The organism is Pseudomonas sp. DR208 (genome assembly GCF_019823005.1).
Taxonomy (GTDB): domain Bacteria; phylum Pseudomonadota; class Gammaproteobacteria; order Pseudomonadales; family Pseudomonadaceae; genus Aquipseudomonas; species Aquipseudomonas extremorientalis.
Genome location: NZ_CP081944.1, coordinates 509,934 through 522,521 on the forward strand (window position 1 = coordinate 509,934; position 12,588 = coordinate 522,521).

Sequence of the window (12,588 nt, forward strand, 5' to 3'; positions counted from 1 at the left end):
GCGTGGTTTGCGCAGGGGGTTGCGTAAGCCCCCTGAACAATGGCGATATACACCCCTAAAAAACCGAGGCCACCCCCCATGCTGCTCGCCACCCTGATCCATCGCGCCAGTCTACCTTGCCCGCAAGTGAGCCCCGATCAGGCGGCACAACTGCTCGAGCAGCATTACGGCCTCACGGGCACCTTGCAGTCATTGGGCAGCCAGCAGGATCTCAACTACAAAGTCGACAGTGCCCGTGGCCGGTTCGTTCTGAAAATCTGCCGGGGCGACTACGCTGCCGTTGAGCTTCAGGCCCAGCACGCGGCGCTCAACACCCTGCAGGCCGTGCGCGCACCCAAGGTCATCAAGGCTCTGACCGGTGAAGAACTGCTGACCCTGACCCTCGACGGCCAAAACCTGCATGTGCGGGTGCTGGATTACATCGACGGCCAACCGTTGACCCATCAGGTGCATTTGGGGCACAGGGTGATCGCAGGCTTCGGCGACCTGTGCGGTCGGATGAGCCAGGCGCTGGCGTCGTTCGAACATCCGGGCCTGGAGCGTACGTTGCAATGGGACCCGCGCCATGCCCTGGAATTGATCAAGCATCTGCTGGCCACCCTGGAAGATTTGCCCCACCGCGAAGCACTGGAGCAAGTGGCTGAGCAGGTCCGCAACCGTATGCGCTCCCTGGCCGACCACCTGCCGTGGCAAGCCGTGCACATGGATATCACCGACGACAATGTGGTGTGGCAGCGTGATGCGCAACGCCACTGGCAATTTCAGGGCGTGATCGATTTCGGCGATCTGGTGCACACCTGGCGCATTGCCGACCTGTCGGTGACCTGCGCCGCCCTGCTGCACCATGCCGAGGGCGATCCCTTTGCGATTTTGCCGGCAATCCAGGCTTGTCATGCGGTGACGCCCTTGCAACCCGCAGAATTACAGGCGCTATGGCCGCTGATCGTCGCCCGGGCGGCGGTGCTGGTCTTGAGCAGCGAGCAGCAACAACGGCTGGATCCGCATAACAGCTACCTGCTGAAAAACGCCGAGCATGAGTGGGAAATCTTCCATGTAGCGACCTCGGTGCCGTTTGAGCTGATGGAGGCGGCGATTCTCAGCTGTGTTGGCCAGGCACCCGCACCTATCGTCAGCCAAGGCTTTGCGCCCTTGTTGCCGGGGTTGGTAGGCCGCGAGTTTGCGCTGATCGATCTGGGTGTGCTCAGCCCGCATTTCGAGGCGGGCAACTGGGAGCAAGCTGGTATCGATCAACGCCTGTTGCAGGATGCGGCAGCGGTACATGGGCTGGCGGCGAGCCGCTATGGGCAATACCGTTTGTCGCGTACCCGGCCCGACAGTGCGACCGAGCCGGAGACGTTTGCGTTGCACGTTGAGCTGCACGTGCCATCGGGGACTTCCGTCGAAGCGCCGTTTGCCGGTGTGGTACGACGAGGAGCCAATGATGAACTTCATGTGCATAACAGCGAAACGACCGTGCGGCTATGGGGTGTAAAGCCGCTGCTGCAGCCGGGGGCTGCGGTGCTCAAGGGCCAGGTGATCGGTGAGGTCGAGGGCCCGCTGACAGTGCAGCTTTGCCGTGTTGACTTGCCCGCACCGCTATTCTGCGCACCGTCCCGGGCAGCGGCGTGGCAAGCGCTTTGCCCATCGCCGGCTGCGCTGCTGGGGCTGGCTTGCGACGCCGAGCCCGAGCTGGACCCCGAGGCCCTGCTGGCCCGCCGCGACGCCAGTTTCGCCCGTTCGCAAAAGCACTATTACGTCGATCCGCCGCGCATCGAGCGTGGCTGGCGCAACCACCTGATCGACATGCAGGGTCGTTCCTACCTGGACATGCTCAACAACGTGGCGGTGCTTGGCCATGGCCACCCGCGCATGGCGGCGGTGGCGGCGCGGCAGTGGTCGTTGCTCAACACCAACTCGCGGTTTCACTACGCGGCGATTGCCGAGTTTTCCGAGCGCTTGCTCGCGCTGGCACCAGAGGGCATGGACCGGGTGTTCCTGGTCAACAGCGGCACCGAGGCCAATGACCTGGCGATACGCCTGGCCTGGGCCTACAGCGGCGGGCGCGACATGCTCAGCGTGCTGGAGGCGTACCACGGCTGGTCGGTGGCGGCGGATGCGGTGTCCACCTCGATTGCCGACAACCCCCAGGCCTTGAGCAGCCGCCCGGATTGGGTGCACCCGGTGACCGCACCGAATACCTATCGCGGCGAGTTCCGCGGGCAGGACAGTGCGCCCGATTACGTACGAAGTGTGGAGCACAACCTGGCGAAAATCGCCGCGAGCCAACGCCAACTGGCCGGTTTCATCTGTGAGCCGGTGTACGGCAATGCCGGTGGCATCTCGTTGCCGCCGGGCTATTTGCAGCGGGTGTATGCACTTGTCCGTGCCCAGGGCGGCGTGTGCATCGCCGATGAGGTGCAGGTGGGTTACGGCCGCATGGGGCATTTCTTCTGGGGCTTTGAAGAGCAAGGTGTGGTGCCCGATATCATCACCATGGCCAAGGGTATGGGCAACGGCCAGCCCCTGGGTGCGGTCATCACCCGGCGTGAAATCGCCGAGGCGCTGGAGGCTGAGGGCTACTTCTTCTCGTCGTCGGGGGGCAGCCCGGTCAGTTGCCGCATCGGCATGGCCGTGTTGGATGTGATGGAAGAAGAAAAACTGTGGGAAAACGCCCAGGTGGTTGGCGCGCATTTCAAGGCACGCCTGGAAGCTCTGATCGAGCGCCATCCGTTGGTTGGCGCCGTCCACGGTTCCGGATTTTACCTCGGCCTGGAATTGGTACGTAACCGGCAAACCCTGGAGCCCGCCACCGAAGAAACCACTTTGCTGTGTGATCGCCTGCGGGAGTTGGGCATTTTCATGCAGCCTACCGGCGACTATCTGAACATTCTCAAGATCAAGCCGCCGATGGTCACGTCGAGGCGCAGCGTGGACTTCTTTGTCGACATGCTGTCGAAGGTGCTGGATGAGCAGGTGTGATTAATCGATTGTTATCGGTTAACTACTGTCATACTCATCAGCTATGATCTTTTGTCGCTTTTAAAGCCGATTTTTATCCGTTATAAAGTCGGCCTTTACCCCATTCGGAGTCCTGATCGCCATGACCACCCTGCACAGCACCCCTCGCGCCGATGGCTTCTACATGCCTGCCGAATGGGCGCCACAGACGCAAACCTGGATGATCTGGCCCGAGCGCCCGGACAACTGGCGCCTGGGCGGCAAGCCGGCGCAGGCTGCCCATGTGGCGGTGGCCAAGGCGATCGCACGCTTTGAACCGGTGACCGTTGCCGTATCTGCCGGCCAGTACGAAAACGCCCGCGCACGCCTGGATGTGCCGAATATCCGCGTGGTGGAGATGTCCAGCGATGACGCCTGGGTGCGCGACACCGGCCCGACCTTCGTGATCAACAACAGCGGCGAAGTGCGCGGCGTGAACTGGGACTTCAACGCCTGGGGCGGTTTTGACGGTGGCCTGTATGCGCCGTGGAACCGCGATTCCCAGGTTGGCGGCAAGATCCTCGAGATCGAACGCGCACCGCGCTACCGCACCGAAGGTTTTGTACTGGAAGGCGGTTCGATCCATGTCGACGGCGAAGGCACCCTGATCACCACCGAAGAATGCCTGCTCAACCGCAATCGCAACCCGCACCTGGGCCGGGCCGAGATCGAAGCGGTACTGAGCGCCAACCTGGCTGTGGATAAGATCATCTGGTTGCCCGATGGCCTGTTCAACGACGAAACCGACGGCCATGTGGATAACTTCTGCTGTTACGTGCGCCCGGGCGAAGTGTTGCTGGCCTGGACCGATGACGAACAAGACCCCAACTACGCGCGCTGCCACGCCGCAATGGACGTGCTGCAAAGCAGCACCGACGCCCAGGGTCGCTCGTTCATAGTGCATAAAATGCCGATTCCCGGGCCGCTGTACGCCACCGAGGAAGAATGCGCCGGTGTCGACCCGGTTGACGGCTCCCAGGAGCGGAATCCGTCGGTGCGTTTGGCCGGTTCCTACGTGAACTTCCTGATCGTCAACGGTGGCATCATCGCCCCAAGCTTCGACGACCCGCTGGACAGCCAGGCCAAGGCGATCCTGCAGGACCTTTTCCCGCAGCACGAAGTGGTGATGGTGCCGGGCCGCGAACTGTTACTGGGTGGCGGTAATATCCACTGTCTGACACAGCAACAGCCGGCACCGCACAAAGAGTGAGTGCAGTTGTAACAGCATCGAGGCGATAGCCGGGCGCAACCGGTTCCGGTGCCCACAGCAAGCCCGCGGCCCAGCAAGGTCGCGGGCTTTTTTGTGTCCCAATGCCTATAAACACGAGACATTGGCATAGCTCTTGTATCGGTGCTGTCACAGTGGCCCAAGGTGATGACTGCGCAGTTCTGTCATAAACCTTGAGTAAGTTAGCCGCTCACGCAGTAGGAGAGAGCGCTGAAATGAATGCCGATATCAACCTGATGTACACGCGTGCGGCCCACCCCTTGCGGGTCAGCGGCGACGCGATTCCCGCACTGGCGCTCTGGTTGAAGGAAAACGGCTCGCGACGGATCAGGCGCCAGCCTGACTTGCGCAGCGTGATGAATGAACGCTACCCGGCGGGGCTGTTCAGCGAGGATGAAGTGCACGTGTTGTGCGACCTGCTGAAAAACTGAGTAACACCGAGCACAAATGTGGGAGGGGGCAAGCCCCTTCCTACACCCTTTGGATGTATTCGATTCAGAAACTGTAGGTCCCAGTCACCACCACGCTGCGCGGTTCTCCCGGCTGGATCTGCGCCACGCTGGTCGCCGACGCATAGTAGGTGTTGTCCGCGATATTGTTCAGCGCCGCCCTCACGTCCCATTCTTTCTGGCGGAACCCCGCCAAGGCATCCCAACGGCCATAACCCGGCAGCACCACGGTGTTGAGACTGTCGGCGTAACGATCCCCCACCAGCGTCAAACCGGTTTCGGCGTACCAGCCCATCTCGGGTTTCCAGGTGATGAACAGGCTGCCGTTGCGCTTGGCCACATCACTGACGCGCTTGCCTTCAAAGCCGTTGTTGTCCTTCACGACCGTGGCGTCCTGCAGGCCGATTCCCCCGCGAACGTACCAATTGCCGACGATCTTGCCGGTGGCGGTCAGCTCCACGCCGCGTGAGCGTTGCAAGCCGCTGAGCAGGGTGATGGTGCGGTCCAGCGGGTCGCTGGTGCGGCGGTTGTAGAGCTCCAGTTCGTACACCGCCAGGGTGGTGCTCAGGCGGTCGTCGAGCCAATCGCTCTTGACCCCGATTTCCTTCTGTTTGGTCAGCTCGGGGCTCAGGTCGTTGACGCTGCCGGCGGCATTCGGGGTGATGCCGATCAGGCCGCCACCGGCCGGGGAGAACGTCTTGCTCCACGAGGCATAGAACGAGTGATGTTCCAGCGGCGTCCAGACCACGCCAAAGCGCGGGCTGGTGCTGTGGCTGTCGACGGCCTGTTGGGTGTTGAGGATTTTGTTCTTGGTGTCCACTTCGAAACGGTCGTAGCGCAGGCCGGCCAGGAGCTGCCATTGATCATTCAGGCGCAGCTGGTCTTGTACATAAACCGCACGACTTTCCACTTCGGTGTGGTTGTTGCTCGACACGCTCATCCGCCCGTTATGGCTCAGGTGGCGGTTGGGCTGGTTGAGGTCCAGGCTCGGCACGGCCTGGCCACCACGGCTGACGGCGGTGGCGGTGTAGAGCTTGGGATCGCGGCGCTGGCTGCCCAGCTCGAGGCCGGTGAGCAAACGATGCTCCAGGCCGAAGGTGCTGAAGCCGCCTTCCAGTTCGACGTTGTTGAAGAGGTTCCGCGTGGTCAGGTCTTGCTGCCAGCGCTGGCGTGTCACGCTGTTGGTCGCAGGCACGTAGGCGGTCTGGTAGGTGTTGTCGAAATCGCTGTCGAGCTTGAATACGCCCAGGGTCTGGCGCAGTTGCCAGTTGTCGTTGAGCTCATAGGCCAGCCTGGAGCGCAGGGACTGGGATTTGTCGTCGATGTAGTCGCGGCTGTCGAAGTAAGTGGTGCTGCGGCTCACATCCGCCGGCCGGCCGTTGACCCCGGGAACGCCACGGTCCGGCGTGCGGTTGTAGCGGCTGTATTCGTATTGCACCAGCCAATTCAGGTCCGGCGTGAGCTGCCAGCTCATGGACGGTGCAAACAGCTGGCGATTGCCGCTGACGCCATCGCGCCAGCTGTTGTTGTCCTGGTTGCCCATGTTCAGGCGCAGGCTGATGTCATCGGTGGGGTCGGTGCTGAGGTCGGCATACAGACTGCGCAAATCGTTGCTGCCGCCTTGGGCCTCGATACTCGACTTGTGGCCGGCGCCAGGCAGTTTGCTCACACGGTTGACGATCCCTCCCTGACCGCCTCGCCCGTAGAGTACGGCTGCCGGCCCCTTGAGCACTTCGATGCGCTCGATGTTATGCAGGTCGCGCACGTACTGGCTGTCATCGCGGATGCCATCCAGGTAGAAGTCATTGCTCGCGTCGAAACCCCGGATGCGTAGGCTGTCGAAGCGCGTATCGGCGCCGCTGCTGACGTTGGGAATGCCGCTCAACGCCTGGCCCAGGTCATTGGTGCCGTAGGCGCGCAGGCTTTCGGTCTTTACCGAGTCGATGGCCTGGGGCACATAACGCACCGGCGTGGCGGTGCGGGTGGCGGTGCTGGTTTCCTTGACGCGTGGGTCGTCTTCGTCAGCTTCGGCGCTGATCGAGGTTTCGGGCAACGTGGTGGCCGCGCAGGCAAAACCGGCAGACAGCAGAACGGAAAGCCCAAGGGTGATGGGCGTCAGGCGAGGGGCAGGCATTAAGAAATGTATCCGAGTGGTTTGGGAGAAAAACAGCGCGTTAATGATAATGCTTTGCATTTGCGCGCGTTATCCATTGCCAAACGTATCGGCTTTGAAATGTGTTACGAGATGTGTTTTTTGTCGTTTCGGATGCGGTTTTTTGTCGCTTTCGATGTGGCTGTAGGCCCTGGCTTAGAATTATTTCGCCTAAATACAGACGATTCGCGAAATTGACACATAGTTCCGGGCGCGACTAGGATTGCGCCCAACGCCTGTGGCTAACCGCCATGACTCATCCAATAAAAAAGGCCCGCGGCATGTTCAGTCGTCCGCGGGCCTTCTTTTTTCCGGATTCAGTCGACACCAGAAAAAGCATTACGGAGCCTGGTGTCACAGCGCGTACTCAACCAGGAATAAGGAATACAAGAAAATGTTGAAGCAACGGATGAGTCTGATCGCTCTGGGGATTTTGAGCGCATCGACAGCAATGGCAAACGACCAGGACCAGTCCAAGGGTTTTATCGAAGACAGCCACCTGAACATCGCCGCACGTAACGCCTACATCAGCCGCGACTACAAAAACGGCAAGCAAGACAAAGCCGAGTGGGGCCAAGGCTTCATCGGCAAGCTGGAGTCCGGTTTCACCCAGGGCACCGTCGGTGTGGGTGTGGACGTGATCGGCCAATACGCTATCCGCCTGGACGGTGGCAAAGGTCGCGCCGGCGCGGGCGGTATCGACTTCTTCAAACCGGGTAATGGCACTGCCGACAACCCTGGCTCGGCACCCCACGACCTGGCCAAGGGCGGCGCTGCCGTCAAGTTCCGCGTTTCCAACACCGTGCTCAAGTACGGTGATCAGTTCCCGGCCGTGCCTGTGCTGCAGTACGACAACTCCCGTCTGTTGTCGGAAACCTACACCGGTACCTCGATCGTTTCCAAAGAGATCGCCGGTCTGCAACTGGACGCGGGTCACTTCACCAAAGAAGCGCGCAAGAGCATGGAAGGCACCGACAGCGGTCGCCTGAAAAGCATCGACTACATCGGCGGTAGCTACAAATTCACCGAAAGCCTGTCCGCCGCGCTGTATGCCTCCGACATGCAGGACGTGCTGAAGAAGCAATACGTCAACGTCAACTACGTGCTGGCCCTGCCAGAGAAGCAGTCCCTGACTTTTGACTTCAACGGCTACAAAACCAAGCTGGACAAGAGCTTCGCCCTGGAAAACCAAGGCAGTGAAGATGCTCGCGACAACAAAATCTGGAGCCTGGGCGCGACCTGGGCCGTTGGCCCGCACAGCTTCACCGTGGCTCACCAGCGCAGCACCGGCGACACCGGCTACCTGTACGGCGGCTACCGCAATGCTGGCGGCATCGGCGACGGTGGCAACACCATCCTGCTGGCCAACTCCTACTGGTCCGACTTCAACGGCAAGGACGAGCGTTCGTGGCAAGTGGGCTACGGCATCGATTTCGCCACCTTCGGCGTGCCGGGCCTGACCTACAACGTTGCCTACGTACGGGGTACCAACATCGACGACGGTACCAACCGCGGCGACGGCACCGAGCGTGAAATCTGGAACCAGTTCAAGTACGTGGTCCAGAGCGGCCCGGCCAAAGACCTGAGCCTGCGTGCGCGTGCGTCCTGGTTGCGCGTTTCCAACAACGCCAGCAACTACAACGTAGGCGGTAACGAAATCCGTCTGTTCGCCGACTATCCGATCAACGTTTTCTAATTGATCCTGCGTCGCGCCTGAGTGTCAGGCGAAAAAAACCCCGACTGGTTCGGGGTTTTTTTATGCCCGTCTATGCAAGGCGGACTTGTTACATCGGATCACCAATGAAGTAACCGGGCCCACCTTTATCCCCTTCCAGCGCAAGCCTAAATTGGCCCCACGGCTCGCCCATCACCCCGATGGTCGGCCACTGGAGTCCTCGCTATGCCCTTTGTCAGCCTGCGCATCACCCGTGACGGCGTTACCCCCGAGCAAAAAGCCCAGGTCATCGCCGAATTTACCGAAACCCTCAAACGCGTCCTGCACAAACGCCCGGACCTGACCCATATTGTCATCGAAGAAGTCGACACCGATAACTGGGGCTACGCCGGCATCACCACCACCGAATACCGCAAATCCCAAGCCTGAATCCCTACCGGAGCACCCTCATGAAAAAAGTCGTCATCATCACCGGCGCCTCCCAAGGTATCGGCGCCGCGGTCGTCCAGGCCTATCGTGCCCTCGACTACCGCGTGGTCGCCACCTCGCGCTCGATCCAGCCGTCCACCGACCCCGACATCCTCACCGTCGCCGGCGACATCGCCGATCCGGCCACGGCCCAGCGCATCATCCGCGACACCCTGGCCACCTTCGGGCGTATCGACAGCCTGATCAACAACGCTGGCATCTTCATCGCCAAACCTTTCACCGCCTACACCCAGGCGGACTACGCCAACGTGCTTGCGGTGAACCTCCATGGCTTCTTCTACATCACTCAACTCGCGATTGCCGAGATGGAAAAGAACCACGCCGGCCACATCGTCAACGTCACCACCAGCCTGGCTGACCACGCCATTGATGGCGTGCCGTCGGTACTCGCCAACCTCACCAAAGGCGGCTTGAATTCGGCAACCAAATCGTTGGCGATTGAATACGCCAAGCGTGGAATCCGTGTGAACGCAGTGAGCCCGGGCATCATCAAGACGCCGATGCACGGCGAAGAAACCCACGCGGCGCTCGGGCAATTGCACCCGGTCGGGCACATGGGGGAAGTGAGTGACATCGCCCAGGCAATTGTCTACCTGGAAACTGCCGGTTTTGTGACCGGCGAGATTCTGCATGTCGACGGTGGGCAAAGCGCCGGGCACTGATACACACGTCCCGGCCTAGCCCGGCCGGGCGTTGTCATCCCGAGGCGAGCGGCCGAAAAAAGCTTTATAGGCGCGACTGAACGCCGCTTCGGATTCATAGCCAATTGCAAAACCCACTTCTCCGATGCGGCCGTCCTGTTTGGCCAGCATGGTTTTCGCCAGGGTCAACCGCCATTCATTCTGATACCGAAGCGGCGAGCGACCGACCAGGGCGCTGAACCGTTCGCAGAAATTCGACCGCGACATGCCCGCCACCTCAGCCAGGTTGTCGATGCGCCATTGCCTGCCCGGTGTTTCGTGAATGGCTTTCAGCACGCGGGCGATACGCGCGTCCGACAACCCACCCAACCATCCGGAAGCGGCGCCCTGGTGCACCCAGGTGCGCAGGATGCGAATCACCACCAGGTCGATCAGGCGCGAAATCATTAATGCCCCGCCCGGTTGCGTGTCGTGGGCTTCGAGCAACATGAAATGCAGAATGCCTTCCGCCCATGCGGCGGCGTCGGCTTGCTGGATGTGGATCAGCCGAGGCAGGGCGAACAGCATGGCCTGGAAACTGCTCGCGTCGAACCAGAAGCGGCAGATGACTACGGTTGCCGGCCCATTCAGGGCGGTCAGCGTGATGCCCGTTGGATCGTGGGGCAGCAGGATCACATCGCCTTGCTCCAGCGCTACGGGAGGCTGATCAGCAACGTAGAGATGCAACCGGCCGTGCTGGAGCACGCAGATGTGCGCGCTTTTTTCATCCAGCGTGAGGGGCTGTGCCTCCGTCAGCGTGCAGGAATGAACCCGATCACCCGTCAGGCGGATCTGCGCCAGTACCTGGGACAGCAGGTCGCCCTTGGCCAGCCCTGCCAGCTGCAATTGCGGATGAATGATCAAGTTTTCCAAGGGATTCATCATGTCGGTTCGACCCCGCCCTCACTAAGCTGACCGCCGAGATCATAGCGCGCCGGCGCCATCGGGATGAGCCTTTCCCGCGCTGACCGTTTTTGCACATCATCCAACCACATGGGAACCCCACTATGTTCGGAATCTCCGCTCTCGGCTGGCTGCACACCCTCGGCAGCCTGCCGGCCATTCCACTGGCCGCCTACATGTTTATCCGGCATGGCCGTATCGTGCCTCGGTCAGTGCCGGGGTTGTTGTATTTCGTGTCGATGATGATCGGTGGCCTCACCGTGTTCCTGGTCGCGCATCAGCCCGTCAGCAACGCCATCGGCATCATTACGATTGCGCTGCTGTTGGCGGGCTATGGGGTAGGGCGCGTGGCCTGGCTGGGGCGAGCCCGGGTGTATGTGGAGACGATCTTGCTGAGCCTGACGGCTTTTTTCCTGATGGTGCCCACCGTGTCCGAGACGTTGCGCCGCGTTCCCGATGGCCACCCCTTCGTCACTGACCTGAAATCGCCGGTGCTGCTGGGCGCGCAGGCGGGCATTGCGCTGGCGCTGGTGATCGGCGTGACGGCGCAAATGGTGTACCTGCGCAGGCAATCGCGCCTCAGCACTGCCCAACGCTGAAAAACCGGGCAGGAACTGCCAGCTTTAATCGCCCAACAGCGTGTAGCCGCCCATGAAGTAGGAGCCAGCAATCGTCACGCAAGTCGTCTCGACCACACAGCCTGGGCCACGAATATGGGTGCAGTAGACGTGATACCTGGAAGGGTGAAAAAAAGACTGCGCCCTATTAGTAGCGTCAAATAAGTGGCAATTTTGACTCGGGTTTGCCGTCTGGCGGCATCTTAGACAATTTGTTGACAGTCTCTTTTGGATCCACCATGATTCCCGCGATGTTGATGGCTCTAAGCCATTAAAGTGACATTGGTAACGCGCATTCGTCCCATGCTGTGGTTCTTCAAGATTCAGGGATAAGGCGGCTTGGACTCGGATGGCCAGGCGACGTTGGTCAGGGTAGCCCTAAAACACTGTCACCTTTAATTAGCAGGCTCGTTTGTCGGTGCCTGCGCTCGAGTCTCTAGGAAGTAAACTTCATGGCTGTAGGACGAATTCTGGTCACCGGTGGTGCAGGTTTTATTGGTTCACATCTGGTAGATGCGTTGCTGGGCAAAGGCTACAAGATTCGCGTATTGGACAACTTGTCGACCGGTAAGGTGGCTAACCTGCCCGCCGGTAATCCTGATCTGGAACTGCTGATTGGCGATGTCGCCGACAGCGCCGTGGTCGAGCAAGCCATGGTTGATTGCAGTGCAGTCGTGCATCTGGCTGCGGTTGCGTCGGTGCAGGCCTCGGTAGACGATCCTGTCGCCACTCACCAGGCCAATTTTGTCGGCACTCTCAACGTGTGCCAAAGCATGCTCAAGGCCGGTGTGACACGTGTGGTGTTTGCCTCCAGCGCGGCCACCTACGGCAACAACGGCGAAGGCACGGCCATCGCCGAAGACACGCCCAAGTCGCCACTGACGCCTTATGCCAGCGACAAGTTGGCCAGTGAGTACTACCTGGACTTCTACCGTCGCGAGCACGGCCTGGAGCCAGTGATCTTCCGCTTTTTCAATATCTTCGGCCCACGCCAGGATCCGTCTTCGCCGTACTCCGGCGTGATCAGCATCTTCACCGAGCGTGCGCTGGCAGGTAAGCCGATTACCGTCTTTGGTGACGGTGAGCAAACCCGCGACTTCGTCTACGTGCAGGACCTGGTGAGCATCCTCGTCCAGGCGGTGGAGACCCGCGAACCGGCACCTGAAGCCATCAACGTAGGGCTCAGCCGTTCGACCAGTCTCAACGACCTGATCGCTGAGCTGGGCCGTGCCACCGGTACTGCATTGAACGTGACGTACCAAGCTTCACGTCAAGGCGACATCCGTCATTCGCGCGCGAATAACGCCCGTCTGTTGGAGCGCTTTGCACTCCCGCAACCGACCTCCATTGGCCAGGGTTTGGCGCAGCTGTTGCGCAGCTTGTAGTTCGTCGGTCACT

10 protein-coding genes are annotated in these 12,588 nt (G+C 60.7%); 8 read left to right on the top strand and 2 right to left on the bottom strand.

Annotation, left to right across the window (positions count from 1 at the left end; translation table 11 throughout):
- Window positions 1–78: 78 nt before the first annotated feature.
- The 3 genes from K5K89_RS02280 (at window position 79) to K5K89_RS02290 (ending at window position 4,656) form a co-directional block, all read left to right on the top strand.
- Window positions 79–2,979: an aminotransferase gene (locus K5K89_RS02280; RefSeq protein WP_222540783.1), complete on the top strand. Its 2,901-nt coding sequence runs from the start codon at window positions 79–81 to the stop codon at window positions 2,977–2,979.
- 121 nt (window positions 2,980–3,100) lie between these two features.
- Complete coding sequence (gene aguA / locus K5K89_RS02285) at window positions 3,101–4,207, top strand: agmatine deiminase (protein WP_071492467.1); 1,107 nt, start codon at window positions 3,101–3,103, stop codon at window positions 4,205–4,207.
- Between the two features lie 233 nt (window positions 4,208–4,440).
- Window positions 4,441–4,656, top strand: coding sequence for a hypothetical protein (locus tag K5K89_RS02290; protein ID WP_071492466.1), 216 nt, complete (start codon window positions 4,441–4,443; stop codon window positions 4,654–4,656).
- Window positions 4,657–4,720: 64 nt separating this feature from the next.
- Here the strand turns inward: K5K89_RS02290 and K5K89_RS02295 are convergent, their stop codons facing one another.
- Window positions 4,721–6,808 carry a TonB-dependent receptor gene (locus K5K89_RS02295; protein WP_093513565.1) on the bottom strand — a complete coding sequence of 696 codons (2,088 nt, stop codon included), beginning with the start codon at window positions 6,806–6,808 and terminating at the stop codon, window positions 4,721–4,723.
- Window positions 6,809–7,220: 412 nt separating this feature from the next.
- On the opposite strand from K5K89_RS02295, the gene K5K89_RS02300 reads away from it, so the two are divergent.
- From K5K89_RS02300 to K5K89_RS02310, 3 genes are all read left to right on the top strand, one after another.
- Complete coding sequence (locus K5K89_RS02300; protein ID WP_071492465.1) at window positions 7,221–8,522, top strand: OprD family porin; 1,302 nt, start codon at window positions 7,221–7,223, stop codon at window positions 8,520–8,522.
- 204 nt (window positions 8,523–8,726) lie between these two features.
- A complete protein-coding gene (locus K5K89_RS02305) occupies window positions 8,727–8,930 on the top strand; it encodes a tautomerase family protein (protein WP_222540784.1) in 204 nt (67 codons plus the stop codon).
- 20 nt (window positions 8,931–8,950) lie between these two features.
- Window positions 8,951–9,652 carry an SDR family NAD(P)-dependent oxidoreductase gene (locus K5K89_RS02310; RefSeq protein ID WP_092248473.1) on the top strand — a complete coding sequence of 234 codons (702 nt, stop codon included), beginning with the start codon at window positions 8,951–8,953 and terminating at the stop codon, window positions 9,650–9,652.
- Window positions 9,653–9,667: 15 nt separating this feature from the next.
- Here K5K89_RS02310 and K5K89_RS02315 read toward each other — a convergent pair whose 3' ends face one another.
- Complete coding sequence (locus K5K89_RS02315) at window positions 9,668–10,555, bottom strand: AraC family transcriptional regulator (RefSeq protein WP_222540785.1); 888 nt, start codon at window positions 10,553–10,555, stop codon at window positions 9,668–9,670.
- 122 nt (window positions 10,556–10,677) lie between these two features.
- On the opposite strand from K5K89_RS02315, the gene K5K89_RS02320 reads away from it, so the two are divergent.
- Window positions 10,678–11,172, top strand: a complete 495-nt coding sequence (locus tag K5K89_RS02320; RefSeq protein ID WP_071492462.1) for a hypothetical protein — start codon at window positions 10,678–10,680, stop codon at window positions 11,170–11,172.
- A 470-nt stretch (window positions 11,173–11,642) separates the two neighbouring features.
- Complete coding sequence (locus K5K89_RS02325; RefSeq protein WP_222540786.1) at window positions 11,643–12,575, top strand: NAD-dependent epimerase/dehydratase family protein; 933 nt, start codon at window positions 11,643–11,645, stop codon at window positions 12,573–12,575.
- The last annotated feature ends 13 nt before the right edge of the window (window positions 12,576–12,588 follow it).

Bases quoted from the DNA above. Each gene is read 5' to 3' on its own strand.
- K5K89_RS02280 (WP_222540783.1), top strand. From the start codon at position 79: ATGCTGCTCGCCACCCTGATCCATCGCGCCAGTCTACCTTGCCCGCAA.
- aguA (WP_071492467.1), top strand. From the start codon at position 3,101: ATGACCACCCTGCACAGCACCCCTCGCGCCGATGGCTTCTACATGCCT.
- K5K89_RS02290 (WP_071492466.1), top strand. From the start codon at position 4,441: ATGAATGCCGATATCAACCTGATGTACACGCGTGCGGCCCACCCCTTG.
- K5K89_RS02295 (WP_093513565.1), bottom strand. From the start codon at position 6,808: ATGCCTGCCCCTCGCCTGACGCCCATCACCCTTGGGCTTTCCGTTCTG.
- K5K89_RS02300 (WP_071492465.1), top strand. From the start codon at position 7,221: ATGTTGAAGCAACGGATGAGTCTGATCGCTCTGGGGATTTTGAGCGCA.
- K5K89_RS02305 (WP_222540784.1), top strand. From the start codon at position 8,727: ATGCCCTTTGTCAGCCTGCGCATCACCCGTGACGGCGTTACCCCCGAG.
- K5K89_RS02310 (WP_092248473.1), top strand. From the start codon at position 8,951: ATGAAAAAAGTCGTCATCATCACCGGCGCCTCCCAAGGTATCGGCGCC.
- K5K89_RS02315 (WP_222540785.1), bottom strand. From the start codon at position 10,555: ATGATGAATCCCTTGGAAAACTTGATCATTCATCCGCAATTGCAGCTG.
- K5K89_RS02320 (WP_071492462.1), top strand. From the start codon at position 10,678: ATGTTCGGAATCTCCGCTCTCGGCTGGCTGCACACCCTCGGCAGCCTG.
- K5K89_RS02325 (WP_222540786.1), top strand. From the start codon at position 11,643: ATGGCTGTAGGACGAATTCTGGTCACCGGTGGTGCAGGTTTTATTGGT.